Source organism: Halopenitus salinus (genome assembly GCF_042662125.1).
In the GTDB taxonomy this organism is placed as follows: Archaea; Halobacteriota; Halobacteria; order Halobacteriales; family Haloferacaceae; genus Halopenitus; species Halopenitus salinus.
In genome coordinates, this window is sequence record NZ_JBHSXL010000009.1 from 242,924 (window position 1) to 269,062 (window position 26,139).

The 26,139-nt window shown below is 68.4% G+C and carries 29 protein-coding genes and 1 tRNA gene; 24 read left to right on the plus strand and 6 right to left on the minus strand.

The features are described from left to right. The first annotated feature begins 27 nt into the window (after positions 1–27). The 4 genes from ACFQE9_RS10625 to serS all read left to right on the plus strand — a co-directional run bounded on the left by ACFQE9_RS10625 (position 28) and on the right by serS (position 4,523). The gene (locus tag ACFQE9_RS10625; RefSeq protein WP_379744221.1) at positions 28–483 is read left to right on the plus strand and encodes a ferritin-like domain-containing protein; all 456 of its coding nucleotides are present in this window, start codon (positions 28–30) and stop codon (positions 481–483) included. 90 nt (positions 484–573) lie between these two features. Beyond that, positions 574–1,578 carry a deoxyhypusine synthase gene (locus ACFQE9_RS10630; protein ID WP_379744223.1) on the plus strand — a complete coding sequence of 335 codons (1,005 nt, stop codon included), beginning with the start codon at positions 574–576 and terminating at the stop codon, positions 1,576–1,578. 84 nt (positions 1,579–1,662) lie between these two features. After that, the gene (locus tag ACFQE9_RS10635) at positions 1,663–3,090 is read left to right on the plus strand and encodes an ATP-binding protein (protein WP_379744225.1); all 1,428 of its coding nucleotides are present in this window, start codon (positions 1,663–1,665) and stop codon (positions 3,088–3,090) included. A 59-nt stretch (positions 3,091–3,149) separates the two neighbouring features. Then, positions 3,150–4,523, plus strand: coding sequence for a serine--tRNA ligase (serS, locus tag ACFQE9_RS10640; RefSeq protein WP_379744227.1), 1,374 nt, complete (start codon positions 3,150–3,152; stop codon positions 4,521–4,523). A 12-nt stretch (positions 4,524–4,535) separates the two neighbouring features. On the opposite strand, the gene ACFQE9_RS10645 is transcribed toward serS, so the two are convergent. Beyond that, entirely contained in the window at positions 4,536–4,883 is a 348-nt protein-coding gene (locus ACFQE9_RS10645; protein WP_379744229.1) for a hypothetical protein, read from the minus strand. 126 nt (positions 4,884–5,009) lie between these two features. On the opposite strand from ACFQE9_RS10645, the gene ACFQE9_RS10650 reads away from it, so the two are divergent. The 3 genes from ACFQE9_RS10650 to ACFQE9_RS10660 all read left to right on the plus strand — a co-directional run bounded on the left by ACFQE9_RS10650 (position 5,010) and on the right by ACFQE9_RS10660 (position 8,467). After that, positions 5,010–6,134 (plus strand): tRNA (guanine(26)-N(2))-dimethyltransferase, encoded by a 1,125-nt coding sequence (locus ACFQE9_RS10650; protein ID WP_379744231.1) that lies wholly within the window; start codon positions 5,010–5,012, stop codon positions 6,132–6,134. Positions 6,135–6,238: 104 nt separating this feature from the next. After that, positions 6,239–7,504 (plus strand): YihY/virulence factor BrkB family protein, encoded by a 1,266-nt coding sequence (locus tag ACFQE9_RS10655; RefSeq protein ID WP_379744233.1) that lies wholly within the window; start codon positions 6,239–6,241, stop codon positions 7,502–7,504. Between the two features lie 3 nt (positions 7,505–7,507). Further along, a complete protein-coding gene (locus ACFQE9_RS10660) occupies positions 7,508–8,467 on the plus strand; it encodes a phosphatase PAP2 family protein (RefSeq protein WP_379744235.1) in 960 nt (319 codons plus the stop codon). Positions 8,468–8,519: 52 nt separating this feature from the next. On the opposite strand, the gene ACFQE9_RS10665 is transcribed toward ACFQE9_RS10660, so the two are convergent. Both ACFQE9_RS10665 and ACFQE9_RS10670 read right to left on the minus strand, forming a co-directional pair. Next, positions 8,520–9,404, minus strand: coding sequence for an RNA methyltransferase (locus ACFQE9_RS10665; protein ID WP_379744237.1), 885 nt, complete (start codon positions 9,402–9,404; stop codon positions 8,520–8,522). Next, entirely contained in the window at positions 9,401–10,006 is a 606-nt protein-coding gene (locus tag ACFQE9_RS10670; protein WP_379744239.1) for a hypothetical protein, read from the minus strand. The genes ACFQE9_RS10665 and ACFQE9_RS10670 overlap by 4 nt, the downstream gene beginning before the upstream one ends. Before the next feature lie 109 nt (positions 10,007–10,115). Between ACFQE9_RS10670 and ACFQE9_RS10675 the strand changes: the two genes are divergently transcribed. From ACFQE9_RS10675 to ACFQE9_RS10730, 12 genes are all read left to right on the plus strand, one after another. Next, the gene (locus ACFQE9_RS10675) at positions 10,116–11,360 is read left to right on the plus strand and encodes a dihydropteroate synthase (protein WP_379744241.1); all 1,245 of its coding nucleotides are present in this window, start codon (positions 10,116–10,118) and stop codon (positions 11,358–11,360) included. Continuing rightward, on the plus strand, positions 11,357–12,052 hold the full coding sequence (locus ACFQE9_RS10680; protein ID WP_379744243.1) for a 6-hydroxymethylpterin diphosphokinase MptE-like protein: 696 nt from the start codon (positions 11,357–11,359) through the stop codon (positions 12,050–12,052). Before ACFQE9_RS10675 ends, ACFQE9_RS10680 begins: the two co-directional genes overlap by 4 nt. An 89-nt stretch (positions 12,053–12,141) precedes the next feature. Continuing rightward, on the plus strand, positions 12,142–12,432 hold the full coding sequence (locus tag ACFQE9_RS10685; RefSeq protein ID WP_379744245.1) for a 50S ribosomal protein L21e: 291 nt from the start codon (positions 12,142–12,144) through the stop codon (positions 12,430–12,432). Between the two features lie 15 nt (positions 12,433–12,447). Beyond that, positions 12,448–12,804 carry an RNA polymerase Rpb4 family protein gene (locus ACFQE9_RS10690; protein ID WP_379744247.1) on the plus strand — a complete coding sequence of 119 codons (357 nt, stop codon included), beginning with the start codon at positions 12,448–12,450 and terminating at the stop codon, positions 12,802–12,804. A 157-nt stretch (positions 12,805–12,961) separates the two neighbouring features. Beyond that, the gene (locus ACFQE9_RS10695; RefSeq protein ID WP_379744249.1) at positions 12,962–13,639 is read left to right on the plus strand and encodes a DUF655 domain-containing protein; all 678 of its coding nucleotides are present in this window, start codon (positions 12,962–12,964) and stop codon (positions 13,637–13,639) included. Positions 13,640–13,747: 108 nt separating this feature from the next. Further along, a complete protein-coding gene (locus tag ACFQE9_RS10700; RefSeq protein ID WP_379744251.1) occupies positions 13,748–14,644 on the plus strand; it encodes a 16S ribosomal RNA methyltransferase A in 897 nt (298 codons plus the stop codon). 190 nt (positions 14,645–14,834) lie between these two features. Continuing rightward, on the plus strand, positions 14,835–16,010 hold the full coding sequence (locus tag ACFQE9_RS10705) for a mechanosensitive ion channel family protein (protein ID WP_379744253.1): 1,176 nt from the start codon (positions 14,835–14,837) through the stop codon (positions 16,008–16,010). Beyond that, entirely contained in the window at positions 16,007–16,609 is a 603-nt protein-coding gene (locus ACFQE9_RS10710) for a HemK2/MTQ2 family protein methyltransferase (protein WP_379744255.1), read from the plus strand. Before ACFQE9_RS10705 ends, ACFQE9_RS10710 begins: the two co-directional genes overlap by 4 nt. A 54-nt stretch (positions 16,610–16,663) precedes the next feature. Further along, positions 16,664–17,662 (plus strand): 5-methyltetrahydropteroyltriglutamate--homocysteine methyltransferase, encoded by a 999-nt coding sequence (locus tag ACFQE9_RS10715; protein ID WP_379744257.1) that lies wholly within the window; start codon positions 16,664–16,666, stop codon positions 17,660–17,662. Continuing rightward, positions 17,662–18,735, plus strand: coding sequence for a methionine synthase (locus tag ACFQE9_RS10720; protein WP_379744259.1), 1,074 nt, complete (start codon positions 17,662–17,664; stop codon positions 18,733–18,735). The genes ACFQE9_RS10715 and ACFQE9_RS10720 overlap by 1 nt, the downstream gene beginning before the upstream one ends. Before the next feature lie 82 nt (positions 18,736–18,817). Continuing rightward, complete coding sequence (locus ACFQE9_RS10725) at positions 18,818–19,978, plus strand: DUF63 family protein (RefSeq protein ID WP_379744261.1); 1,161 nt, start codon at positions 18,818–18,820, stop codon at positions 19,976–19,978. Positions 19,979–20,225: 247 nt separating this feature from the next. Beyond that, positions 20,226–20,420, plus strand: a complete 195-nt coding sequence (locus ACFQE9_RS10730; RefSeq protein ID WP_021072750.1) for a cold-shock protein — start codon at positions 20,226–20,228, stop codon at positions 20,418–20,420. 153 nt (positions 20,421–20,573) lie between these two features. Here ACFQE9_RS10730 and ACFQE9_RS10735 read toward each other — a convergent pair whose 3' ends face one another. Beyond that, positions 20,574–21,377, minus strand: a complete 804-nt coding sequence (locus tag ACFQE9_RS10735; protein ID WP_379744263.1) for an inositol monophosphatase family protein — start codon at positions 21,375–21,377, stop codon at positions 20,574–20,576. Positions 21,378–21,532: 155 nt separating this feature from the next. On the opposite strand from ACFQE9_RS10735, the gene ACFQE9_RS10740 reads away from it, so the two are divergent. Then, positions 21,533–21,790, plus strand: a complete 258-nt coding sequence (locus tag ACFQE9_RS10740; RefSeq protein ID WP_379744265.1) for a hypothetical protein — start codon at positions 21,533–21,535, stop codon at positions 21,788–21,790. Positions 21,791–22,199: 409 nt separating this feature from the next. Here ACFQE9_RS10740 and ACFQE9_RS10745 read toward each other — a convergent pair. Beyond that, positions 22,200–22,283: transfer RNA gene (locus ACFQE9_RS10745), tRNA-Leu, on the minus strand. Positions 22,284–22,464: 181 nt separating this feature from the next. Here ACFQE9_RS10745 and ACFQE9_RS10750 point away from each other — a divergent pair. The 4 genes from ACFQE9_RS10750 to ACFQE9_RS10765 all read left to right on the plus strand — a co-directional run bounded on the left by ACFQE9_RS10750 (position 22,465) and on the right by ACFQE9_RS10765 (position 25,112). Further along, positions 22,465–22,956, plus strand: coding sequence for a DUF309 domain-containing protein (locus ACFQE9_RS10750; RefSeq protein WP_379744267.1), 492 nt, complete (start codon positions 22,465–22,467; stop codon positions 22,954–22,956). Positions 22,957–23,026: 70 nt separating this feature from the next. After that, positions 23,027–23,830, plus strand: a complete 804-nt coding sequence (locus ACFQE9_RS10755) for a M14 family metallopeptidase (RefSeq protein ID WP_379744269.1) — start codon at positions 23,027–23,029, stop codon at positions 23,828–23,830. 150 nt (positions 23,831–23,980) lie between these two features. Further along, entirely contained in the window at positions 23,981–24,769 is a 789-nt protein-coding gene (locus ACFQE9_RS10760; RefSeq protein ID WP_379744271.1) for a DUF7117 family protein, read from the plus strand. A 106-nt stretch (positions 24,770–24,875) separates the two neighbouring features. Next, positions 24,876–25,112 (plus strand): DUF7385 family protein, encoded by a 237-nt coding sequence (locus ACFQE9_RS10765; RefSeq protein ID WP_379744273.1) that lies wholly within the window; start codon positions 24,876–24,878, stop codon positions 25,110–25,112. A 42-nt stretch (positions 25,113–25,154) separates the two neighbouring features. On the opposite strand, the gene ACFQE9_RS10770 is transcribed toward ACFQE9_RS10765, so the two are convergent. Further along, positions 25,155–26,048 carry a bifunctional methylenetetrahydrofolate dehydrogenase/methenyltetrahydrofolate cyclohydrolase gene (locus ACFQE9_RS10770; protein WP_379744275.1) on the minus strand — a complete coding sequence of 298 codons (894 nt, stop codon included), beginning with the start codon at positions 26,046–26,048 and terminating at the stop codon, positions 25,155–25,157. Positions 26,049–26,139: the final 91 nt, after the last annotated feature.

Genomic DNA, 26,139 nt, shown 5'->3' on the forward strand with positions numbered 1-26,139 from the left:
ACCGTGGCGGGAGTACCTCGAGACGTCATGTCCGACGACCGCGTGATCGACCTGCTTCGGAAGGCGTACGGCGACGAGATCGAGACCGTGATGAACTACCAGACGAACGCGATCGTCCTCGACGGCGTGCGCGCCGAGGAGATCAAAGAGAGCCTCCAGACGGACATCCAGGAGGAGCTCGGCCACGCCGAACAGCTCGGCCAGCGGCTCAAACAGCTCGACGCGCGGCCGCCGGGATCCGCGGAGTTCACCGCCAGGCAGGACTCCCTGCAGCCTCCCGCCGACTCGACGGACGTCCTCTCCGTGATCCGCGGCGTCCTCGACGCCGAGGAGGGCGCCATCGACACCTACCGCGACCTGATCGACGCCGCCGAGGCGGCTGACGACCCGGTCACGGAGGACCTGGCCGTGACGCTGCTCGCCGACGAGGAGGCCCACCGGACCGAGTTCCGCGGCTTCGAGAAGGAGTATCAAAGCGACTGACCGCGGCGTTCGGGCCCGCTCCCCTCGAGAGCCGTCGTCACGGCGAGGCCATTCCGAGCGGTTCAAACCGATCGGGACGCATCACACGGTATGAACGACGACGACGCCTCGGCCGGCGGCTCCCCGGACGACGAAACCCGGGACAACGTCCTGCCGGGCAGCGAGGAGGAGCTTTCGACCCCGGACGTTCGCGGTCCGGACTTCCGCGGCGAACTCGACGTCGACGACCTGCTCGAGACGTACGCGACCACCGGATTTCAGGCCACCCACCTGGCCGAGGGGATCGAGATCGCGAGACGGATGCGCGAGGAGGACGCGACGATCTACCTCACCTTCACCTCGAACATCGTCTCCTCGGGGCTCCGCGAGACGGTGGCCTACCTCGTCCGCGAGGGCTACGTCGACGTGATCATCACGACCTCTGGCTCGCTCACCGAGGACGTGATCAAGACGGCCAAACCCTTCAAGATGGGCGAGTGGGACGTCGACGAGGGCGAGCTTCGCGAGCGGGGGATCAACCGGCTCGGCAACATCTTCGTCCCCTCCGACCGCTACGTCTGGCTCGAGGAGTACCTCTACGACTTCTTCGACGACTTCTTCGCCGAGGAGAAGGTCCGGACGCCGACCGCCTTCGCCCGCGAGATCGGCGAGACGCTCGACGACGAGGACTCCGTGTTGAAACAGGCCGCCGACAACGACGTGCCGGTATACTGTCCCGCCCTCACCGACGCGGAGGTCGGCAACTTCCTCTACTACTACCGGCAGGGGTACGACTCGGAGGTCGGCATCGAGATCCTCGACGACTACGACTCGCTGATCGAGGACGGCCTGCTCTCCGACACCACCGGCCTGATCGCCGTCGGCGGCGGCGTGCCGAAACACCACGCCATCATGACGAACCTCTTTCGCGGCGGCGCCGACCACGCGATCTACATCTCGACCGGCATGGAGGGCGACGGCTCCCTCTCGGGTGCGCCGCCCGACGAGGCCGTCTCCTGGGGGAAGATCAAGGACGACGCGGAGACGAACTACACCCAGATAGAGGCCGAGGCCACGCTCGTCTTCCCGCTGCTCGTCGCGGGCGCGTTCGCCTGACCGCGGGAGCCGTTGAAACGCCGTGAAACCACGTCGAAAGGACTACAATCGCCGCCCATCTTGAACGAGGAAGAACGGACACCGATGGACCGAACGGACGCCGTACAGCCGCTTGCCGCCGCGGTTGTAGCCTCGCTCGGGCTTCTCCTCGCGAGCATCTTCACCTTCGACGTCTATCAGGACGTCGTGATCGAGGGGGATCGGCTCTGGTTCACCCTGTTGGAGAACAGCGTTCCCTATCTGTTGAGCGCCGCGATCGTCGCCATCGGCCTCTGGCTGGGGACCGTCTCCGATCGGATCCGATCGACCACGGTTCTGCGGTGGATCGTCGCGAGCCTCGCGGGAGTGTTGATCCTCTCCTCCTGGGTGTACCTCTTCCAGCAGCAACAGGGCCGGATCAAACCGCGGATCATCGCCGCACAGCTTTCGGCCGCGGCGATCCTCGGCGGGATCGTCGTCGGGATCTACAGCGATCGCCAGCGGCGCCGTCGCGAGGAGCTCGCGGTCGAGAAGTCGCGACTCGAGGCGCTCTTCGAGAACACCTCCGAACCCGTCACGCAGGTCGCCTTCGAGGGCGGCGATCCGGTCGTCGTCGACGTCAATCCGGCGTTCGAGTCGACCTTCGGATACGACGCGAGGGAGGCACGCGAGCGGTCCTTCGAGGAGCACGGACTCCACTGTTATCACGGCACCACCCTCGTCGTCGACGGAGAGCTCTACGGCACGGTCTGTTTCGTCTCCACCGATCCGCGCCCCGATCCGTTTACCCCCGCGGAGACGACGTTCGCGGAACTGCTGGCGCGGATGCTCGCACGCGAGATCGAACGCGACCACGCGGCGGCGCGGATCGAACGGCTGGAGGAGTTCGCCGACGTCCTCTCTCACGACCTCCGAAACCCCCTGAACGTCGCACAGGGGCGGATCGACATGGAACGCGAACGAGCGGACGAGGAGAACCTCCGGATCGCCGCGCGCTCGCTCGATCGGATCGAGGCGATCATCTCCTCAGTCCTCGCCGTGGCTCGCGAGGGACGTGACGTCGAGGAGACCGAGCCCGTCCGGCTGTCGGCGCTCGCCGAACGGTGTTTCGAGACGGTCGAAACGTCCGAGTCGACGCTTCACGTGGACGACGACTTCCGGTTCCATGCCGACCCGGATCGGATTCGGGGGGTTTTCGAGAACCTGTTTCGAAACTCGATCGAACACGGTTCGGCGAGCCCTTGCTCGAGAACTCGCGAGGACGCCGACGAGCAGCGCGACGGCGTCATCATCCACGTCGGACCACTCCACGACGGGGACGGTTTCTACGTCGCCGACGACGGACCGGGGATCCCCGAGTCGGAACGCGAGACCGTTTTCGAGGCCGGACACACGACCGGATCGGAGGGGATCGGGATCGGACTCGCGATCGTCGAAAGCATCGTCGAGGCGCACGGCTGGTCGATCGAGATCGTCGACGACGCCGACGGCGGTGCGCGGTTCGAGGTGTCCGGCGCCATCCCCGCCGAGTGAGAGGACCCCCCGCGGTCGCTCCGATACGGTTTTGGGTGCCCCGCAAAAACCCCACGTAAATGCTGTCGCGACAGTTCGTTCGTGAGAACCCGGAGACGGTCCGCGAGGCCCTCGAGCACAAGGGGGTCGACGTCGACCTCGATCGGATCCTCGAGATCGACGCGGAGTGGCGAGAACTCAAATCCCGCGGCGACGACCTCCGTCACGAGCGCAACGAGGTCTCCTCGCGGATCGGCCAGCTGAAGGCCGACGGCGAGGAGGAGGCGGCCCAGGAGGCCATCGAGCGCTCCCAGGCGCTCAAATCTGAGCTCCAGGAGGTCGAGGAACGCGCGACCGCGCTCGAGGACGATCTGGAGGAGGCGCTTTTGACCCTCCCGCAGATCCCCGACGACTCGGTCCCGGTCGGCGCCGACGAGTCCGAGAACGTCGAGCGCCGCCGCGAGCTGTTCGACGACCTCAGGGACCTTCCCGGGGAGGTGATACCCCACTACGAGCTGGGCGAGCAGCTCGAGATCCTCGACTTCGATCGCGGCGCCAAGGTGAGCGGCGGCGGCTACTACTTCGCGAAGGGCGAGGGCGCCCGGCTCGAACACGCCCTCGTGCAGTTCATGCTCGAGCTGCACCGCGATCAGGGCTATCACGACGTCTTCCCGCCGATCCCCGTCAACAGCCGATCGATGCAGGGGACCGGCCAGCTCCCGAAGTTCACGGAGGACGCCTACCGGGTCGAGGGGTCGAACGACGAACCCTACGACGAGGAGGACCTCTGGCTGCTCCCCACCGCCGAGGTCCCCGTCACGAACCTCCATCGCGACGAGATCCTCCTCGCGGAGGACCTCCCGCTCAAGTACCAGGCCTACTCGCCCAACTTCAGACAGGAGGCGGGCGAACACGGCACCGAGACCCGCGGGATCGTCCGCGTTCACCAGTTCAACAAGGTCGAGATGGTCAACTTCGTCCGTCCGGAACGAAGCGACGAGCGCTTCGAGGGGCTCCTCTCGGAGGCCGAGGCGGTCCTCCAGCGGCTCGGGTTGCCCTACCGGATCCTCGAGATGTGTACCGGCGATCTCGGGTTCACCCAACGGAAGAAGTACGACGTCGAGGTGTGGGCGCCCGGCGACGACATGCCCGACGGCCCCGACCGCGGCGGGCGATGGCTCGAGGTCTCGAGCGTCTCCAACTTCGGCGACTTCCAGGCCCGCCGCGCGGGCATCCGCTACCGCGAGGAGCACCACGAGTCCGCGGAGTTCCTCCACACGCTCAACGGCTCCGGCCTCGCCGTGCCCCGCGTCGTGGTCGCGATCCTGGAGTACTACCAGAACCCCGACGGCACCGTCACGGTTCCGGAGGCGCTCCGGCCGTACATGGGCGGGCTCGAGCGCATCGAGGGCCACGACCCGGTCGGCGAGTCCGCGCTCGGCGACGGGGAGTGACCGAGCCCCCGCCTACAGGAACTCGCGGACCTCCGAGTACCACATGTCGTGGTGGTCGACCGCGTCGACCCGCTCTGCGATCTCGACGGCCAGCACGTGCCAACACCGCTGTTCGGGGTCGGCCTCGTCGAGGTTGTAGCGCGCGTCCGCACACGTACACTCTCCCCCCTCGATCACGTACTCGTCCTCGTGGCCGACGACGACGGTGAAATCGCGGTACCGCTTCACGCGCCGCTCCGCGACCGCCTCCATCGCCCGTCGGCCCCGATCGCCGTGCGTCTCGAGGATGGCCGAGGCGACGTCCCCGGTCAGCTCGCCCGCCTCCGCGAGCGTCGAACGCCAGTCGTCTCCGGGATCCACGAGTCGGGGTTCAGGAGGCAGCGGCAAAACGGCGTCGGTGCGACCGAACCCGCGTCGATCGGACCTGCATCGATCGGACCCGCGTCGGAACGTCCCGCTTTTAGGCCCGCCGGGCGAAGCCCGGGCATGGAACTGGCGGAGGGCGGCGTCGTGATCGACGTCCCGGAATCGCGGGACGGCGCGAGCGAGGGGACCGGCGAGGGCGTCTTTTTCAACCCCACACAGGAGCTGAACCGCGACGTGACCGTCGCCGTGTTGCGCGCCTACCGCGACCGGGAGCCGCGCGCGGCGAGCTACCTCGACGCGATGGCCGCCTCCGGGATCCGGGGCGTCCGCGCGGCCGCGGAGGGGTACGACGTCACCTGTGCCGACGTCGACCGGGACGCCGTCGAGTTGGCCCGGGCGAACCTCGAGCGCAACGACCAGGAGGGGACGGTCAGTCATCGCAACGTCAACGCGCTGCTCCACGAGGAGGTCTTCGACGTCGTGGATCTCGACCCCTACGGTACGCCCATCCCCTTCGTCGACGCCGCGTTCGCGAACGCTCGCAACCTCGTGTGCGTCACGGCGACCGACACCGCCCCGCTTTGTGGCGCCCACCAGCAGTCGGGAATCAGGAAGTACGGCGCGGTCCCGCAAAACACCGACTACCACCCCGAGATGGGGCTTCGGACCCTGCTTTCGGCGCTCGTTCGCACCGCCGCGAAGTACGACCTCGCCGCGCGCCCGATCTGTTCGCACGTCTCGCGTCACTACGTCCGGACCTACCTCGAACTCGAGGGCGGCGCCCGCGCGGCCGACGACGTTCTCGACGAGCTCGGGTACGTCCACCACTGCGAGGACTGCCTCCATCGAACCCACGAGCACGGACTGATCGCCGCCGCCGATCGTCCGACACGCTGTCCGCGATGTGACTCCAAGCGGTATCTCGACGCCGGGCCGCTCTGGCTCGGCCCGATCGCGGACCCGGCGTTCGTCCGTGACGTTCACGACGCCATCGACGACGAAATGGGCGAGGCCAAACGCGCGAGGAAGCTGCTCTCCCGGGTGGCCGGCGAGCTCGACACGCCGACCCACTACGACCAGCACCGCCTCTACGAGCAGTGGAGCGAACCGGCCATCGGGATGGACGAGTTCGTCTCACGCCTTCGGGCGGCCGGCCACGACGCGACCCGAGCCCACTACCGGGGGACCGCGTTCAAGACGCGGGCGTCGATCCCCGAGATGCGCGAGGCGGTTCTGGGGGAGTGAGGGCTCTCCGGATATGAGGCTTTCCCGGGGTGGGATTTCCTCGGGGAGTGCGATCCCTCCGAGAGACCCCCTGGCTTTTGTACGATAGCGCCGAACTCCGTGCCGTGCGAGAGACGATCGACGCGACCGTCCGGACGGCCCGAGCGATAGTCGCGACCGTTCAACGGGCGGACGTCACGTTCCTGGCCGCCAGCGTCGCCTACTACGCGTTCATTTCGCTCATCCCCTCGCTTTTGCTCCTCGTCTCGGTCGCGAGCCTCCTCGTCGGCGACGCGTTCGCGGCCGTCGTCCTGGCCGAGAGCCGGCAGTTCCTCACGCCGGCCGGACAGGACGCCGTCGCGGCGGCCATCGCCTCCGCGGAGGGTCGGACCGGGGCGACCGTCCTCGGCGTCGCGGTGCTCGTCTGGTCGACCCTCAAGGTGTTTCGCGGCCTCGACACCGCCTTTCAGGCCGTCTACGGGATCGAGGACGATCCGAGCCTGCTCGAGGAGCTGTCGGACGCCGCCTCGGTCGCGGCCGGGATCGGAACCGGCATCCTGGTCATGTTCGCGTTGGGCGCGCTGATCGCGACGGCCGGCGGCGGCCGGCTCGCGGGACTCGGACCGTTCGCCGGGGTCGCGGGGCTCCTCGTCTTGCCGGTCGTGCTCGCGATCGTCTTCGTTCCGATGTACTACATCCTCCCCAACCGGCCGATGACGCTCCGGGAGGCGCTGCCCGGTGCGGTTCTCGCGGCGGTCGGGTGGACGCTGTTACAGGGCGGCTTTCAGGTCTACGCCGCCGGAGCCGGCCAGTATCAGGTCTACGGCGTCATCGGCGGCGTCCTCCTGCTCGTCACCTGGCTGTATCTCGCGGCGATGATCGTCATCGTCGGCGCGGTCGCAAACGCCGTGCTTGCGGACCGGCAACTCCAAGGGGACCCCGGCCCAGCGACCGATATGGGCGACCGCGAGGACACCGACGCGCGCGCCGGCGACGAGGAGGAGACGCCGCGCGGCGCACCCGACGTCGCCGCGCTCTCGGAGGAAGTCGCCGAGCTTCGCGCCGACTTCGAGACCTTCGAGGACGACGTCGAACGCCGGACGGTCGACAGACCGCGGATCGAGACGGAGCTGAAGGCCTACGTCCGCAGACGGATGCGGAGGGGCCACGCACGCGGATGGGGGCCGTACCTCGTACTGCTGTACGGCACCGTCCTCACCCTCGGCGCGTTCTACTTCCTGAAGGGGATCTACGCGATCGCCGCGATGGTGATCCTCGGCCTCTCGACGCTCGGGCTCTACACCCTGTTCGTCATCGTCGGGATCGGGTTCAACGCGCTGGAGGCGCCGGGGCGGGCGATGGAGTACGTCCGCGACCGCGGCGAGGAGTGACCGATGGGGCGTGGCATCGGCGAGTCCGCGGTCGTCGACGCGCTCCCGGACGTCGCCGTCGTCGTCGGGGCGGCGGTCACCACCCTCGGGGACACCTGGTTCGTCTTCGTCCTGCTCGCGAGCGTCTACTGGTTCCTGTCGCAGCGGTTCGCGAGCGATCCGAGGCGGTCCGGCGCGACGCTCGTCGCGATCGTGACCGGCACGCTCGCGGCTCTCACGCTGTTGAAGGTCGGGTTCGGCGTCCCGCGCCCGCCGGCAGCGGCCACCCCGGCGGCGGCCCCCGGCTGGCTGCCGGCCGTCCTCGAGGGCTGGTTCGCGGGCACGACCGAATCCGACGGGTTCGGGTTCCCGAGCGGGCACGCGACCGGCGCGGCCGTGACCTACCTCGGACTGGCGGTCGTCCTCGACCGGCTGGGCGGCCGCCGACCGCGGCTCGCCCTCGGGGGTCTCCTCGCGGTCGCGGTGGGGCTCTCGCGGGTCGTCATCGAGGTCCACTACCTCGTCGACGTCCTCGCCGGCTGGCTGCTCGGCGCGGGCCTGTTGGCGGCGGGCCTCGCGCTCGCGCGGAGCTTCGACGATCGTGTCGGCTTCGACGGCCGTTCCGGATTCGACGATCGCTCCGGCAGCCTCGATCCGACCCGGCCGTTCCTCGCGGCCGCGGCCGTCGGCGTGCTCGGCGTCCTGGTCGCCTTCGGGCTCGGGGAACCGGGGAGCGTCGCCGACGCGAGCGTCGCGGTGGGAACGGCGCTCGGGGGTGCGGTCGGATGGACTCGCTGTGAGGGCTCGGAACCTCCGGTGTCGCTTCCGATCGCGGCCGGCGCGTTCGCCGTCTCCGGGCCGCTGTGGCTGCTCGCGTTGACCGACCTGGCTCCGTCGATCGCCGGCGCGGTGCCGGCGTTCCTCGCGAGCGCGGTCATCCTCGCGGCGCCGCGACTCTCGGAACGAGTGGCGGGGAGAAATTGACCGTCCGGGAGCGGAGTGGCCGGCGTACGGGTTCTCTCACCGATTTGCGAACTCACTCCGGACGCGGGTCGTCCGCGTCCTCGGCGCGTTCGTGGTCGTCTCCGCCGCGGGTCCCCTCGGGGCCGCCCCCGAACCGTGACTCCCCGTACCGCTCCGCAAGATCGTCGGCGTACGACAGCTTGTCGTTGGCCTTCCGGAAGACGCCGAGCAGGGTGTGTACCTCCCGATCGGTCGGGTGGGCGCGCCCGAGTACGCGCCGAAAGAGCGTCTCACAGCGGTCGCGACGGTGCTCGCGGTGGTCGGCGTGTTCGAGGAACTCGCCGAAGTACTCGTGGAGCCGCTCGACGTCGCCCTCGGGGGCCCGCTCGCGCTCGACGTCGGGGAGCTGGTACTCCTCGACGGTGAGTTCGCGAAGCTCGTACAACAGGACGGTCGCGGCCTGTCCGAGGTTGAGAACGGGGTACTCCTCGTCGGCCGGGATCGAACAGACCTGATCGAGGCGGGCGAGCTCGTCGTTGTTCAGTCCCTTGCTCTCGCGGCCGAAGACGAGGGCGGTTTGCGTCTCGACGGTCGAAAGCGACTGGCGCAGCTCCGCGGGCGTCGAGAACGGATACCGGACGTGGCGTCTCGCGTCCTCGCCGGTGATCGCCGTACACCCGACCGTGTGGTACGTCGAGACCACCTCCTCGAAGGTCACCGTCTCGGCGTTCGGCAGGACGTCCTGGCGGGCGTGGCCGGCGAACCCGTAGGCCTCGCCGTCCTCCGGAAGTTCCGGCGGGTCGACGAGCTTGAGGTCGGAGAGCCCGAAGTTCTTCATCGCGCGGGCGATCGTTCCCACGTTTCCCGGCGTCTCCGGCTCGACCACGACGACGACGGGGTCCGTCGAACGCGGTTGCGACGCGGTGGTCTCGCCGGACCCGGCGTCCGGCTCGCTCATCGGTCCGCCCGCGGGTAGTCCGTCGAGAGGTCCAGATCGCTTTCGGCGATCTCCTCCTCGTCGATCCGGTCGGCCTCGCGTTCGGCGGCCGCCTCCTCGTCCTCGACGTACGAGCGGATGTCGATCCGCCGTCCCTCGAAGCCCGCCTCGATCCGCTCTTGGATCTCGTTTTGTCCGGGCGGGTCCGGAAGCCCCTCGGGGTCGGCGTCGACGTGCTCGAGGCCGCCATAGTCCTCCGGCGCGCGGTTTCCGGCGGCGTACCACTCGTGGAAGCGGTCGGCGAACGCCGACGATCCGCGATGGTCGCTTCCGCCCGCCTCCCGGAACCAGTAGAGGAAGTCGGGCTCGTGGTCGTGACACAACAGGAGCTCGCCGAGCGGCTCGCCGTAGACGACCTCCGCCGGGGTCGCGCGGTGGAGGTTCTCCTCGCCGTGTTCGATGTAGCAGGCGTCACACGGCTCCTCGACGAGCTTCTGGAGACGGACCAGTCGTTCACGCGGCTCCTCGGGGATCTCCTCGAGCGGCTTGAACTCCCCGTCCTCGTCGAATATCTCGGACTCCTCGAACCGCCAGCCGCGGAGCCCGACGCTCACCTTCGACATGTGCGGATCTGGGCGACGAGGCGGTATAAACACGTTCCTTAGAGTCGTCCGGTCTGGTCGCCCATCCGCTTTCGGACCGCCTATGGTGCTCGCGTTCCTCCCGTCGGGCATGCGAACTGTAGACGCGGCGGGACTCGAGATCGGGGACGACCGCCCCCCGCGGATCATGGGCGTGCTCAACGTCTCCGAGGAGTCGCCCTACGACCCGAGCGTCTTCGACGATCCGGGCGAGGCGGCCGAGTACGTCGACGCCGAGCTGATCGCGGAGGGCGCCGACATCGTCGACGTCGGCCTGGAGTCGGCGAACAAGCGGTTCGAGGTGCTCTCGGCCGACCAGGAGCTCGACCGGCTCGACACGGCGATCGAGGCGATGGAGTCGACCGCGGGCGACGCGGTCTGGTCGATCGAGACGCGCTATCACGAGGTCGCGGCGGCGGCCCTCGATCGGGGATTCGACATGGTCAACGACGTCTGCGGGTTCGCGGACCCGGAGATGCCCGCGGTCTGTGCGGACCGGGAGGCGGCCGTGGTGAAGATGGCCTCCCCGCCGGACCTCGAGCGTCCGGGCGCGATCGCGGACGTCGACGACATCTACGACGCGCTCGCCCGAAACGGGTTCACCGACCGCACGATCCTCGATCCGGCCTTCGGCGGCTGGACCGAGGAGAAGACCCTCGCGGACGACCGGGAGACGTTCCGCCGGCTTCGCGAGTTCCGCGGCTACGGCCGTCCGATCCTCGTGTCCATCAACCGGAAGAACTTCCTTCGCGACGTCGTCGACCGCGAGACGGAGGGGGCGCTCCCGGCCTCGCTCGCCGCGACGTCCATGGCGGTCGAGCGCGGCGCCCACGTGATCCGCACCCACGACGTCGCGGAGACCCGCGACGCCGCCGCGATCGGCGCGGAGTTCGCCCGCGATCGGATCCGAGAGACCGTCCCGGGAGCCGAGCTCGAGGAACTCGACGTGACGGCGCCACGTGAGGCGGCACGACATCTCGACCGGGTCGGAGCAAACGCCGACATCGCGGACGAAAGCGTCATCCGGGTGGTCGAAGCCTCCGGTCTCGATCGGGATCGGCTCCGTGCCCTCGCGGCCGCCGTCGAGGGGACCGGCGTCGCGTTCGCGACCGACGGAACGGCAGGGACCGCCGAGTCCACCCGATCGGAGACGCCCGCGACGGATGGGTCCGGCGACGCCACCGGATCCGGTGCCGGGGACGCGACCGCGCGGGGACTGCTCGTCGGCACGCCGGCCGCCCTCGAGCGCGCGAGCGAGCGACTCGTCGACGGGGAGTTCGCGGCGGCAGCCGAGATCGGCTCCGTGCTGGCTCGGATCGCGGACCCCGATCGATGAACTTCGAGACCTGGGAGCCGGTCTACGAGGCCGTCCTCGACGACTTCGGCTTCGACCGGGGCGCCGACGAGCGCGCTCGTGACGTCGCAGATGGGTTCGCGACGCCGTTCGATCTCGGCCGGTTCGACGGACTGGCGGGCGCGACCGTGGCGATCGCGGGCGCCGGACCGTCGATCGAGAACGCGTCCGCAGCCCGCCGCGCCCGCGAGGCCGACGCGGTCCTCGCGGCCTCCACCGCCGCGGACGTCCTGCTCGCAGCGGACGTTGCGATCGATGCGATGGTCACCGACCTCGACAAGAATCCGGAGACGGCGCGCCGGCTGAGCGAGTCCGGCGTTCCCGTGGTCGCCCACGCCCACGGCGACAACGTGCCGGCGGTTCGCGAGTGGCTGCCGCGGTTTCGGACGGAACACGTCCTCGCGACCACGCAGGCCCGTCCGCGCGGTGACGTCCGCGGGTTCGGCGGCTTCACCGACGGCGACCGGGCGGCGTTTCTCGCGGACCACTTCGGGGCCGCCGAGCTCGTCTTCGTCGGCTGGGACCTCGAGGACCCGACGGTCGATCCGACGAAGGCGAGAAAGCTCCGGTGGGCCGGGCGTCTGCTCGCCTGGCTCGAGGCGCGCCGCTGCGACCGGTTCGACGTGCTCGAGGAACGGCGACCGTCGGTGCCTGCCGGCTGGCCGATGGAGTGACGGGACGGGGCGGGTGCCCGTGAACCAGTGACGTCCCCGACCCGTAACGCACCATTTATAACCGCGCCGACGGTACTGGTCCCACGACCATGCCGAGTTCCAACGGGCCCAACAAGGCGACGCGCAACAAGCTCTCGAACGCGCCGCGCGAGCGCGGCACCTCGCCGCCGCAGCGAGCCATCCAGGAGTACGAGGAGGGCCAGAAGGTCCACCTCAAGATCGACCCGAGCGTACAGAAGGGTCGCTTCCACCCCCGATTCGACGGCCACACCGGAACGGTCGTCGGCAAGCAGGGATCCGCGTTCAAAGTGGAGATCACGGACGGCGGCAAGACGAAGACGCTCATCGTCTCGGCCGCCCACATGCGCGCACAGAACTGATCGGAGCCATCCGAGATGAGCATCTTCAAGGAGAAACTCGACGAGGAGAACGTCACCGTCGCCGAGGCCAAGGATATCCTCGCCGACATCGAGGCGGAACGCGCGGCCGACGAGGACCGCGAACTCCGCTACGAGCTCGCCCGCGCGATCGAACACGTCAACCGCTTTGCGACCCTGGAGGGCGAGGAGTCCCGCGAGCTCGTCGAGGAGCTGTGCGAGCTCGAGTACGTCGACGAGCGCGCCGCGATCAAGATCGCCGACCTGCTTCCGAACGACCGGACGGAGCTCCGCTCGGTGTTCGCCCACGAGCGGTACTCCCTCGACGGCGACCAGCTCGACGAGATCCTGAACGTCCTCGCGAAGTACGTATAGGCCCTCTCGGGCCCGTTCTCGATCCGCGGTTTCCGAACCCGACTTCCCCGTCGCCGTTTCGTCGTTCGATCCGACGCCTTGCTCGTCGGGTTGCCGGGTCGATCCGACCGTTCCACGGCGGACGATTTTTAAGTATCACCTCCGCATAGATACGGGTATGAACGACCCTCAGCGCTCGCGCGTCCTGCCGGACGGCGGAACCGACGCCCGTTCGGACGGCGAGGCCGGCGCGGATTCGGACTCGACCGCCGAGCCCGGATCGGACTCCGACGGCGACGACCGTCGGTACGCCGTGGCCATCGACGTGTTGCCGACCGGTCGGCCGGACGACGATCGGCCCCAGTACCAGAAGTCGCCGATCGCCTACGCGCTGGGGGAGTCCGACTTTCGACTCTTCGAGCTCACCTTGAGCGACGACGCGGACGCCTCCGTGGGCGACCGGATCGCGATCGAGCCCACCGCCGACGCCGACATCGTCTCACGCTACCGGGAGGTCGACCACGACGAGTTGACCCACAACGCCGCCGCCGAGATCGAGTACGCCGTAGAGCGGATCGTCGAGGAGAACGAGCGACGCTTCGTCGATTTCTACAACGAGGCCGAGCCGATCACGCTCCGACTCCACCGGCTCAACCTGCTTCCGGGGATCGGCAAGAAGCTGCGCAACACGATCCTCGACGAGCGAAAGCGCGGCCCCTTCGAGAGCTTCGAGGACGTCTCCGAGCGGATATCGGGGCTGCACCGCCCGAAGGAGGTGCTCGTCGAGCGCATCCTGGAGGAGATCCGCGAGGACGATCTCAAGTACCGCGTGTTCGTCGACCGCGGCGGGGAGTGAGCCCGGAACGCGGCGACCTCGAACCGTCGACCGTCACGACCCCGAGGCGTCACCGCGTCTCCGCCGGGAAGCGGGACGTTTACCGGAGTGCCGCCGCTAGTCGAGTTAATGACCGATCCATCCACCCGCGCTGACGGAGGGGACGTCCCCCTCGCGGGCGACCGCGATCCGGACGGGCTGATCCGGCGGGCCGGCCTCCGCGTCGACCCCGATCGGGACCAGCACTTCCTCGTCGACGACCGGGTCCTCGACCGCATTCCGACCTACCTCCCGGACGACGTCGATCGCTCTCGACTGCTCGAGATCGGCGGCGGGGCGGGCGCCCTCACCGACCGCCTCCTCGGAGCGCTGCCGGACGGCGGCCGTCTCTCCGTGATCGAACGGGACCGGGAGTACGCCGCGTTCCTCCGCGAGGAGTTCGACGACGCGGTTCGAGCGGATCGCCTCTCGGTGATACACGGGGACGCCCTCGAGGAGGACCTTCCGGAGTTCTCCGCGTGCGTCGCGAACCTGCCGTACGGCGTCTCCTCGGAGATCGCCTTCCGGCTGCTTCCTCGAAGGCGCCCGCTCGTGTTGATGTTTCAGGCGGAGTTCGCCGAGCGGATGGTCGCCGAGGCGGGAACGAGCGAGTACGGCCGGCTGTCGGTGTCCGCGCGCCACTACGCCGACGTCGAGCTGGTCGAGCACGTCCCGCGTGAGGCCTTCGAGCCGAAGCCGGCGGTCCAAAGCGCGATCGTTCGGTGTACGCCCCGTGACCCCGACTACGAGGTGCCCCAGGAGGTGTTCTTCCTGCGGTTCGTGAAGGCGCTTTTCACCCAGCGGCGCAAGACGCTCCGCAACGCGATCCGGAACACGGGCCACATCTCGGGGCTCGAAGACTCCGAGGCGGTCGTCGAGGCGGTCGAGGAGGACCTCCTTCGGCGTCGCCCCGGCACCCTCGAACCCTCCACGTTCGCCGAGCTCGCAACGATCGCCTACGAACACGGCGAGCCCCACGAGTCGTGAGCGTGAGGTGAACGCCGATGCTCGAGAACCCCTCCCCGTCTTCGTCTCTCTGTCCGTTTCCGTCCCCGATCACGAGGGTGAACGTTCTTAATCGGGCGCGGCAAATCACCCCTACAGGGGACACCACAGTGGTGAACGAACGCTGGAACTCGTGGCTCGCGAGGGGGCGTCCCGGTGCGGTGATCGGCCGATGACGACGATCGAATCGGCCTGGCCCGGCACCGGTCAGGTCGCCTTCGGGACGCTCGAACGGCTCGGGGCGAGCGCCGCCATCATCCTCGCGGTGTTCCTCATACGGTATCTCGTGCATCGATACCGCGCCTCGAGGGGAGCGGAGTTCGGAACCACCAAACGTCTCGTCTTGTCGACGGCGATGGCCGCAACCACGGCCGTCGGCGTTCTCGGACTGGTCGGGCTGTGGGGACTCGGCGACCAGCTATTGGCGGCGTACGGCCGCCTCGAGCTCGGGGCGCAGGTCCCGAACATCATCCTCGCCGTCATCGTTCTCGGGGGCGCCTACGCGATCACGGACTTCCTCGGGCAGGTCATCGGGGAGGTGATCTCCACCGGCAAGACGATCTCCTCACACCAAAAGCAGGTGGTATACCGGCTGACGCAGCTGGGGATCTACTCGCTGGCGGCGCTCGTCGTCATCGGGCTGTTCACCGACAACCTCGGCAGCCTCCTCGTCGGGGCCGGATTCCTCGGCATCGTGGTCGGCATGGCCGCGCGACAGACCCTCGGGTCGGTGCTCGCCGGGATCGTCCTCATGGTCTCGCGGCCCTTCGAGATCGGCGACTGGATCCAGTTCGGCGACTACGAGGGAACGGTCACCGAGATCACGGTCTTTCACACGCGCATCCAGACGTTCGACGGCGAACACGTCACCATCCCGAACGACCGGATCGGGAACGAGGTGATCGTCGACCGCTCGCGGAAGGGCCGGCTCCGGATCGAGGTGGAGGTCGGCATCGACTACGCCGACGATCCCGATCACGCCGCCGACGTCGCCCAGGAGGCGACCGCGGCGATCGACGACGTCAGGACCGCCCCGCGTCCGAAGGTCGTCGCAAAGCGGTTCGGCGACTCCTCGGTCGTCCTCGGCGTGCGCTTTTGGATCGACCAGCCGAGCGCCAGAAAGCGGTGGCGGACCCAGACGAAGGTCATCTCCGCCGTCCACGAGGCGTTCTCCGAGGAGGGGATCACGATCCCCTTCCCGCAGCGGACCCACGGGTCGCGCCCGAACGAGCTGTCCGTCACCGTCGGGTCCCCGGACGATTCTGCGGCCGACGGGGGATCGTCTGCGTCGGATTCTGAAGGATCGTCCGCGGGCGAGTCGGGAGCGGGGACGGGTGAGAGCGAATGACGGATCTCGCGGAGCGGCGCGGCGCGGAGACGACCGTCTACCAGCCGGCCGAGGATTCGGGTCTCCTCGCCGAGGCGGCGCTCGAGGAGGCGACCGGCCGCGTGCTCGAGGTCGGAACCGGATCGGGCTGGGTCGCGAAACGAGTCGACGAGGAAGCCGGCGAGGTCGACGAGGTCGTTGCCAGCGACGTCAACCCGCACGCGTGCCGACAGGCTCGAGAGCGTGGAGTCGAGGTCGTCCGCGGCGACCTCCTCGATCCCTTTCGTGCGGGCGCGTTCGACGCGGTCCTGTTCAACCCGCCGTACCTTCCCACCGATCCCGAAAACGAGTGGGACGACTGGATGGAGACCGCCCTCTCGGGCGGGGAGACGGGTCGGGAGCTGATCGAGCCGTTCCTCGACGACGTCGAGCGAGTGCTGGCGCCGGAGGGGATCGTCCTACTGCTCGTGAGTTCGCTCGCCGGCTACGAGGAGATCCGCGGGCGCGCCGCCGACGCGGGCTTCGACGACGAGGTCGTTCGCGAGGAGTCGTTTCCCTTCGAGACGCTCTCGATCCTCCGGCTGTCCCGGCGGTCGCCCTCGTCGTCGGGAGATTACTGAATGGAATAATCCGTATTAGAAAATATTAAACAGCGGCATATCCAACCTCCGTCGATGACCGAACGAGTCGCGACCACGCCGGGGCTGTATCCGCTCCCGGACTGGGCGAAGGAGACGCTTTCGGAGTTGAAGGGCCACCAGAAGGGCGACCTGTTGAGCGGCGACGAGACGGGCGAGATCGTCGAGACCTACGACGAGGTCCGCTCGGAGCTGATCGACGACCAGGTCGACGCCGGACTCGACCGGATCGTGGAGGGACAGGCGCGGTGGGACGACATGATCGCCCACCCGCTGACGATCGCCGACGGGGTCGAACCCGGCGGAATCGTCCGGTACTACGACAACAACAACTTCTATCGCGACCCGCGCGTGCGTTCCGAGCCGAGCCCGAGCGGCGACGTCGCCGACGACCTGGCGGCCGCCCGCGACGTCGCACCCGAGAACGCCGCGCTGCAGGCGGTCCTTCCGGGTCCCTACTCGCTCGCCGATCTCGCGACGAACGAGACCGGTGGCGACGAGGGTGAGTTCCTCGAGGCGATCGCGGCGTTCCTCGCCGCGGAGGTCGAGGCGCTCGGCGACCACGAGACGCTGTTCCTGCTCGAGCCCTCGTTAGTCGAGAACCCGCCCGGTGACGGCGCGGACGAGCGCGCGAGCGCCGCGATCGACGAGGTGGCCGCGGCGACCGACGCCGAGGTCGTGGTCCACACCTACTGGGGCGCGATCCCGGAGAAGCCGTACGCACACCTGCTCGATGCCGACGTGGACGCGGTGGGGATAGACCTCGTCGCCGGCGACCGCGAGGACTCGCTTTACAACGTCCAGGAGTACGGCGCGGCGGACTCCATCGCCCTCGGCGTCGTCGACGGACAGAACACCCTCGTCGAGACGCCGGAGACGATCGCGGAGCGCGTCGAGTGGTTCGAATCGCAGGTGCCCGTGGACGACTTCGAGACGACCTACGTCACCTCGAACACCGAGCTGTTCTACCTGCCCGAGAACAAGTACGAGGCGAAGCTGAACGCCCTCGCCGCGGGCGTGGAGGTGCTTTCGTAATGGTCCGAACGCCCGACGCCAACCGCGAGCAGTTCCGCCCCGAGACGCATCCGAACGACCACTTCCTGTTGACGACCGTGGTCGGCTCGTACCCGAAGCCGAAGTGGCTCAACCGCGCCGACGAGCTCGTCAAGGACCCCGACTCGAAGTTCGACGCCGCCGACCTCGCGGAGGCCCACGACGACGCCTGTCGGCTCATCACCGACGAGCACGAACGGGCCGGCCTCGACACGGTCGTCGACGGCGAGATGCGACGAAACGAGATGGTGGAGTTCTTCGCCCACCGCATCCCCGGCTACGAGTTCAACGGCCCGGTGAAGGTGTGGGGTCACAACTACTTCGATAAGCCCTCCGTCGTCGAGGAGGTCGCCTACGACGAGCCGTGGCTCGTCGACGAGTTCGAGTTCACGAGCGAGGTGGCGAGCCGGCCCGTGAAGGTCCCGATCACCGGACCGTACACCCTCGGATTCTGGGCGTTCAACGAGGCCTACGGGACCACGGAGGAGTTGGTCTACGACCTCGCTGACCTCGTCAACGAGGAGGTCGAGGCGCTCGTCGAGGCCGGCGCGAAGTACATCCAGATCGACGAGCCGGCGCTGGCGACCACCCCGGAGGACCACGCCATCGTCCACGAGGCGCTCGACCGGATCACGGCGGGGATCCCCGAGGACGTCCGGATCGGACTGCACGTCTGTTACGGCGACTACTCGCGGATCTACCCCGAGCTCAACGACTTCCCGATCGACGAGTTCGACGTCGAGCTCTGCAACGGCGACTACGAGCAGGTCGGGGTGTTCACCGATCCCGAGTTCGAACCGGATCTCGCGCTCGGCGTCGTCGACGCACACACCGCGGAGGTCGAGTCGGTCGCGGAGATCAAACGGAACGTCCTCCAGGGACTGAAGATCGTTCCGCCCGAGAAGCTCACGATCTCGCCGGACTGCGGGCTCAAGCTGTTGCCCCGCGAGATCGCCTACGGCAAGACCGAGAACATGGTGACCGCCGCCCGCGAGATCGAGGCCGAACTCGACGCGGGCGAGATCGACCTCGACAACCCCCTCGCGAACTACTGAGGCCGCGGGGCTTGCCGTAACATCCGATCCTGTGGGATCGTACCGCAGAAGCTAAACCCGCCGGACGTCGCCATATTCACCAATGAGCCTCTCGATCGCGGAGCGCATCGAGTCGTCCCCGGAGGCGGCGTGGGTCGCCACGGTCGTCTCCCTGGCGGCCGCCCTCGCCGCCGGCGCGGTCCTGTTCCCCCGGTACGTCTACGATCGGTTCCTCTGGCGCTACTTCTGGGGGCCGGTGGCGGCCGACGGCGAGGGGGCCGAGTGTGCCGTCCGTCACGCCGACGGCGGCGTGGAGTACCTCTATTCGTCGGCCGCCTGCAGCGACGCGGCCGCCACCGCGGACGCGGTCGTCGCCTCGCCGGGGTACACCACCGTCTCGACGGTCTCCTACGTCGTCGTGTTGCTGATCGCGCTCGTCGGCGTGTTGTTCCTGCTTCAGCGCCTGGAGATCGGCGAGGAGAAGCGGTTCTTCTTCGCGCTGTTCCCGTTCGTTCTCCTCGGCGGTGCGCTCCGGACGATAGAGGACGCGGGCGTCGCGGCCCTGGGTGCCCGTGGCGAACACCTGATCCCGGATCCCTGGACCGCGCTGTTCATCAGCCCCTTCATCTACGTGACCGTCTTCCTCGTGACGCTCGCGTGCGTGCTCCTCGCGTACGCGCTCGCCGACTGGGGGCTCGCGGAGGACTACGCGAAACCCCTCTTCGCGATGGGATCGATCGCCGTTGCCGCGTCGATCGGCTACCTCGCGTACCTCGCGATCACGGTCGACTTCGTGACGTTTCGCGTCTCCATCCTCGCGTTGACGCTCGTCGTTGCGACCGCGTCCACCGCGGTCACCTGGCTGCTCATCGGACGGTTCGCGCCCTCGGTCAACGACGGGACCGGCTACATCGGGCTCGTCGTCATCTGGGGGCACGCGATCGACGGCACCGCGAACGTGATCGGGCTGGACTGGATGCCGGCGCTCGTCGGCGCGCCGAACCTCGTGCCCAAACACGTTCTCAACGCCGCCATCATCCGGTGGACCGGGCGTCTGCTCCCCGAGTCGGTCCTCGCCGTCACCGGCGACGCCTGGCCGTTCCTTCCGGTGAAGCTCGCCGCCGCGACGTTCGTCGTGTGGGTGTTCAACGACGAGATGTTCGAGGAGTCGCCGCGATACACCGTCCTGTTGATGGTGACCGTGCTCGCGGTCGGGCTCGGTCCGGGGACCCGTGACGTGTTGCGTGCGACCTTCGGCGTGTAACCTTCGCGTCCGAATGCGACGTCCGATCTTCGACGTGTGATCCTCTCGGTCCGTTCGCTGCCGAACGGGGATCTGATCGCGGATCCGGTCCTCCTCGGGCGAATATCTCACCCGCGTGAGAATTCCCATCCTCGAGAAAATCGTCGTCTCGTGGCCTGAAGATGAGAATATCCTCGGATTCGCGTTCGATCACGATACCACGTGTCGCACAAGCGTTAACCGTCAAGAGGGCCTCGCTACGGTTGCAATGTCGAAAGGTACGGTTGACTTCTTCAACGACACTGGCGGCTACGGTTTCATCTCGACTGACGACGCGGACGACGACGTGTTCTTCCACATGGAGGACGTCGGCGGCCCCGACCTCGAGGAGGGACAGGACGTCGAGTTCGAGATCGAGGACGCCCCCAAGGGCCCGCGCGCGACGAACGTCGTTCGCAACTGAGCCTCACCCCGTAAAGACGCCAGCGTCACGCTGACGGTTTGCAGTTCTCGACGCGTCCGCTCGGATTCGGTTTCGGGCGCTCGCGTTCGCATCGTTCGACTCGCCACCGGCGGGTCTTTTTACCACACCGATCACGCCACCAGGAGCGACGAGCTACCCTTCGATCTCGTTTGCGGCCTCGAGCAGTTCCCCGTGTAGCTCGCCGTTCGAGGCGACGAGACCGACCGAGTCGTGTCGCCAGCGGTTCCCGTCCAGGTCGGTCACTCTGCCGCCGGCCTGCCGGATCAGGTTCACGCCGGCGACGGTGTCCCAGGGGTTCGTCTCGACGTTCGTGATCGCCCCCTCGAGTCCGCCGTCGGCGATGGAGGCGAGAAGCGCCTGCGCGGAGCCGATCCGCCTCGCGTCGCCGAACCGGGTGACGATCGCCTCACACGCCCGGGCGTACTCGTCGCGCCGGTCCATCTCCCACCACATGGCCGGCGAGACGATCGCCGCCTCCGGATCGTCGACGTCGCTCGTCGCGAGCGGCTCCCCGTTCCGGTAGGCGCCCTCGGCGTCCACGGTGTAGACGTCCTCGAGGGCGGGCATCGCGGTGGTCGACGCGACCGGTTCGCCGTCGACCACCACGGCCACGACGCTCGCCCACACCCGGTTGTCACGGACGAAGTTGCTCGTCCCGTCGATCGGATCGATGATCCAGGCCGCCCCCGACTCGGGGACGGCCTTCAGCTCGTCGTCCTCCTCGCCGACGATCGCGTCGTCGGGGAACTCCGTTCGAATGACGTCGATAGCCTCGCGCTGGGCCGTGCGGTCGGCCGCCGTGACGACGTCGGTCTTCCCGGATTTGGTCTCCGTCGAGATACCCGTTCGAAAGTGCTCGTGGGCCACGCGGGCGCCGGCGTGGGCCGCCCGTTCGGCGATCGTCGCTCGGTCGTCGCGGTCGGCGTCGTCGATCATGCGGGGAGGTGGAGCGGCCGCCCCCGTTAACGCATCGATCGCATCGAAATCGATGAAGACGGCGTCACTCGACCGAACACGGAACGCTCCGCGAAAGTATTAACTCGTTTTCGAATTCGCGTACCTTTATGGGGATGTCGCTCCTTTCGTCCCATATGCGCCCCGAGGAAGCGGTCAGACAGATCGAGTACGCGATCGACGCCAACCTGGAGGAGACCGGACAGCGAAGCGCCGCCGGCTACCGTCACACCTTCGAGCGCGTCGCCGAGCGGGCCGACGGCCGCGCCGTCTACGAGCTCGCGCGCGAACTCGCCGCCGAGATCGCCGCCGGGTCGCGGCCAAACCCGGCGGAGGCGAACGCGACAGCGGAGAGCCTCCTCGCCGACCGCGTCTACACGGACGGCGGCCGGTAGGACCTCGTCTCCGAGCCGTCGATCGCGTCGGCGTCACGAGCCGATCGCTTCGTGGGATCGTCGCTTCCCGCGTACCGCTTTACCGCTTTCTCCATCCGTCTTCCACGTCCACCGGAGTCGCGTCTGTCGCAGTCAGGTCCCTCGCAGTCGTGACCGCCGCAATCCGTCGGAGTCGCGTCCGGATCGTTCGTGGCCGTCGCTCCTCGATCGGCGTCGTTTCAGGAATTTTTGCGAGGGAAGAGCGCTCCGAGAGCGTCTTCCGCATCACGGGTGTGACCCCGGCGATGCGAGGGGAGGGATTTGAACCACTTCAAGACGGCCGGGCTGCGGCCGTCGGCCGTTCCGGGCCGGTCTGGCCTGATTCAATCCCTCCGGTGCATCCGGCGGACCGGCGAGCGGCCCGCACGTATGCGAGGGGAGGGATTTGAACCCACGGACCTCTACAGGAGCGGATCTTGAGTCCGCCGCCGTTTCCGGGCTTGGCTACCCTCGCACGCGTTCGAGTGATGATCCCGATCCGGGTTTAAGCCTCCGATTTTCGGCGAGTCCCCGTCCGGATCCTCGCCGATCGCGAGCCGATCGACCACTCCGAAGCCCCGATCGGCGGGCGTTCACGGTCGAGGCCCAAATCGGGCCACCCACAGCGTTTAGCGCCTCCGTCCCGTGCTGTCGACATGGACGAACACACCCGCGATCCCGGCGTCGCCCCGCCGCTCGGCGACCCCACCGGGTGGCGAAGCGACGACCGCGTCTGGGAGCACGCGACGCTCCGACGCGCGAGCGAACACGGGATCCGGCTGTTCAACGCCGGCGAGTACCACGAGTCCCACGACTGTTTCGAGGACGAGTGGTACAACTACGGCGCCGGGACCGTGGAGTCGGCCTTCCTCCACGGGATGGTGCAGGTCGCCGCCGGCGCCTACAAGCACGTCGACTTCGAGGACGACGCCGGCATGGAGAGCCTCTTCGAGACCGCCCTCCAGTACCTCCGCGGGGTCCCCGCGGACTTCTACGGGATCGACGTCGACGACGTGCGTGTCACTCTCGAGGCGGCGCTCTCGGATCCGTCGGCGATCGACGGCTGGCGGATCGCGATCGACGGAGCCAGACCGGAGGCCTACCCGGTCGACTACGAGTACGTGGAGGAGCTCGAGAACGGGCCGTGAGTGGGGTCCCTCGCTCGACGCGTCCGCCGCGATCCGAACCCGACTTATTCGCGCGTCCGGTAGTCGAACCATGCGAATCGTCGAGTTGGGCGAGGGTCGACCCGAGATCGCGGTGGTCGCCGCCATCCACGGCGACGAGCCGTGCGGCGCACGCGCCGTCGACCGGCTTCTCGCCGACGAGGAGGCCTACGAACGGCCGGTCAAGCTGATCGTCGCCAACGAGGAGGCGCTCGAGGCGGGCGAGCGGTACCTCGAGGAGGACCTCAACCGGGCGTTCCCCGGCGATCCGGAGGCCGACACCCACGAAGGTCGCCTCGCCGATCGGCTCCTCTCGGAGCTTCGGGGATGTACCACCCTCGCGCTCCACTCGACGCAGTCGTACGCGGAGCCCTTCGCGGTCATCGACACGATGGACGAGGTGGCCCGCGGCGTGGCCCCCCACCTTCCGGTCGAGGCGGTCGTCCAGACCGACGCCTTCACCGAGGGGCGGCTCATCGAGCACCCCCACACGATCGAGGTCGAGTGCGGCCTCCAGGGGACCGATGAGGCGGCCGACAACGCCTACTGGCTCGTTCGCGCGTTCCTCGCGGCGACGGGAGCGCTTTGCGCGCCCGGATCCGAGAGCGTCGTCGACGCGGGCGGTCGCGGCGACGTCGACGTCTTCCGGCTCTCGGACCGAATCGCGAAGCCCCCGGCGAGCGAGTACGAGGTGTTCGTTCACAACTTCGAGCGCGTCGAGGCCGGCGAGCGGTTCGCGGCGGCCGACGGCGATCCGCTCGTCGCCGAGGAGCCCTTCTACCCCGTGTTGTTGTCCGCCTACGGCTACGAGCACGAGTTCGGCTACGCGGCCGAGTACGTCGACAGCTTCGCGTGAGCTGGTGTCGGTCGATCGACGAAGCGGAGGATCAAAACCGGATCGTCGAGCGTCCCGGACGAACACCCCGGACGAGCTCCTCTAACGAGCGCCACGGCCGAGCGCGCTCGGTGGCCAGCCATTTAGGCGTGCCGTCCCCACCTCCGATCGATGAAGGTCCGTGGCGAACGCGAGTGTGTCGACTGCGGGACCCGCTGGTCCTACTACGAGACCGGATCGATCGCCTGTCCGGACTGTGAGAGCCTGCGAAGCGTCGGCGTCGACGAACGTCGCCGACACACGGACTCGCCGGTCGATCTCGATCTGTCCGATCACCGGCTTCGGTTCGGCGAGGCGGCGGGCACCCTCCCCGCGGACGGGATCTCCGACCTCGAGTCCGACCTGCGCGAGTACGTCCACCGGCGCGGCTTCGTCCGCGGCGGCGAGCTCCTGCCCCTCGACGACGTCTACCTGGCCGCCCGCGAGCTGCTACAGGCGCTCGACGTCTACGGCCGCCTCGCGGAGCCGAGCGATACGGAACGCGAGTACCTCCTCCGACTGCTCTCCGGCGCCGACGACGGCGACCGTCCGGCCCCGGGAACCGTCCCGGACCGGTTCCACGCGGCCCGCGGGCTCGCGTACGCGAACGCGATCGGGACCCACCGCGAGGACCTGACGACGTATCTCCGTGATCTGGAGGACGGAGCGGTCGATCCGGACGTCGACGTCGAGGACGGTCCGGATGACGTCGAGGACGACCCCAATATCGAGGCCACACGGGACGTCCTCGAGTCGCTTCGCGAACGAACGAAGCGCGTGGAATCGCTTCAGGGCGACGTCGACCCCGACGTGATCGAGGCGCTGGTACGGGCGGAAAACGACCTGGTTCGATACCTGGATGCGGGAGACGCGACCGGTCTCTCCAGTGCGCGCGAGCGGGTGAGCGGGTCGAGGCGGTAGCGCCCTCCGGGGCCGAACCGGTGGTGACCGCCGAGTTCACACCGCTGGCGCCGACGATCCGACCGCGAACCGCACGCATTAACCCTTTCCGTCGGAATCGGCGTGCGTGAGCGATACCGCCGACTTCGACGTCCACGCCCATCGCCATCGACTCAAACAGCTCCGCGACGACGGCGGGACCGAACTCTACGAGAACCGCGACGGGGTGGCCTGTCCGGCCTGCGGCGAGTCCTTCTCGCGGCTGTTCCTCACGCGACGGGCGCGGACCTCGTTCCCGTCGAACGACGGCGCCCCGTTCTGTCTGGTTCGGACGTCCGAGTCGATCTGCGTGTTCCGACACTGAACCGCGCGAACGCCGCGTCGGGTTCCGGAGGGATCGATATCGTCAGGGCAGATCGATCTCGACGCCGGTCTGCAGGCTGGCCGCCTTGAGGGTGTTGTACAGGAGCATCGCGCGGGTCATCGGGCCGACGCCGCCGGGAACCGGCGTGATGGCGCCCGCGACCTCCGCCGCCGATTCGTACGCCACGTCGCCGACGAGTTCCGTGCCCGATCCGTCCTCGCTCTCGACGCGGTTGATCCCGACGTCGATCACGGTGGCGCCCGCCTTCAGCATCGAGCCGTCGATGAACTCGGGGATTCCGGCGGCGGCGATCACGATGTCGGCCTCGCGCGTCCGGGCTTCGAGGTCGTCTGTCCGGGAGTGACAGACCGTGACCGTGGCGTTGCCGCCGGGCGCCTTCTGGATGAGCAGGTTCGCCATCGGCTTGCCGACGATGTCCGAACGCCCCACGACGACCGCGTCCGCGCCCTCCGTCTCCACGTCGTGTGCGGCGAGCAGGCGCTGGATGCCGTGTGGCGTGCAGGGCTTGAACCGTGCGTTTCCGGCGACGAGCCGCCCCACGTTCTCGGGATGGAACCCGTCGACGTCCTTCTCGGGGCGGATCCGGCGCAGCACCTCGCGCTCGTCGACGTGGTCGGGAACGGGAAGCTGAACCAGGATTCCGTGGACGTCCTCGTCGTCGTTCAGATCGTCGATCGTCCCGTACAGCTCCTCGGCGGACGCCTCGGGATCCAACTCGACGTGGATGCCGTCCATCCCGACCTCCTCGCAGTCGCGCTGTTTCATCGAGACGTACGTCTCGCTCGCGGCGTCCTCGCTCATCAACACGGTCGCGAGTCCCGGCTCGACCCCGGCCGCGGAAAGCGTCTCGACGCGGTCGGCGATCTCCTCGCGGAGTTCGGTTGCGACGGCGTTCCCGTCGATGACCTCGGTCATACCCGTACGTGTCGCACGCGCCGGTAAAAGGACACGGGATCGTGGTCAATACGGTCCTCGAGACGGTCGATGTATACACGCTCGTGTGTAT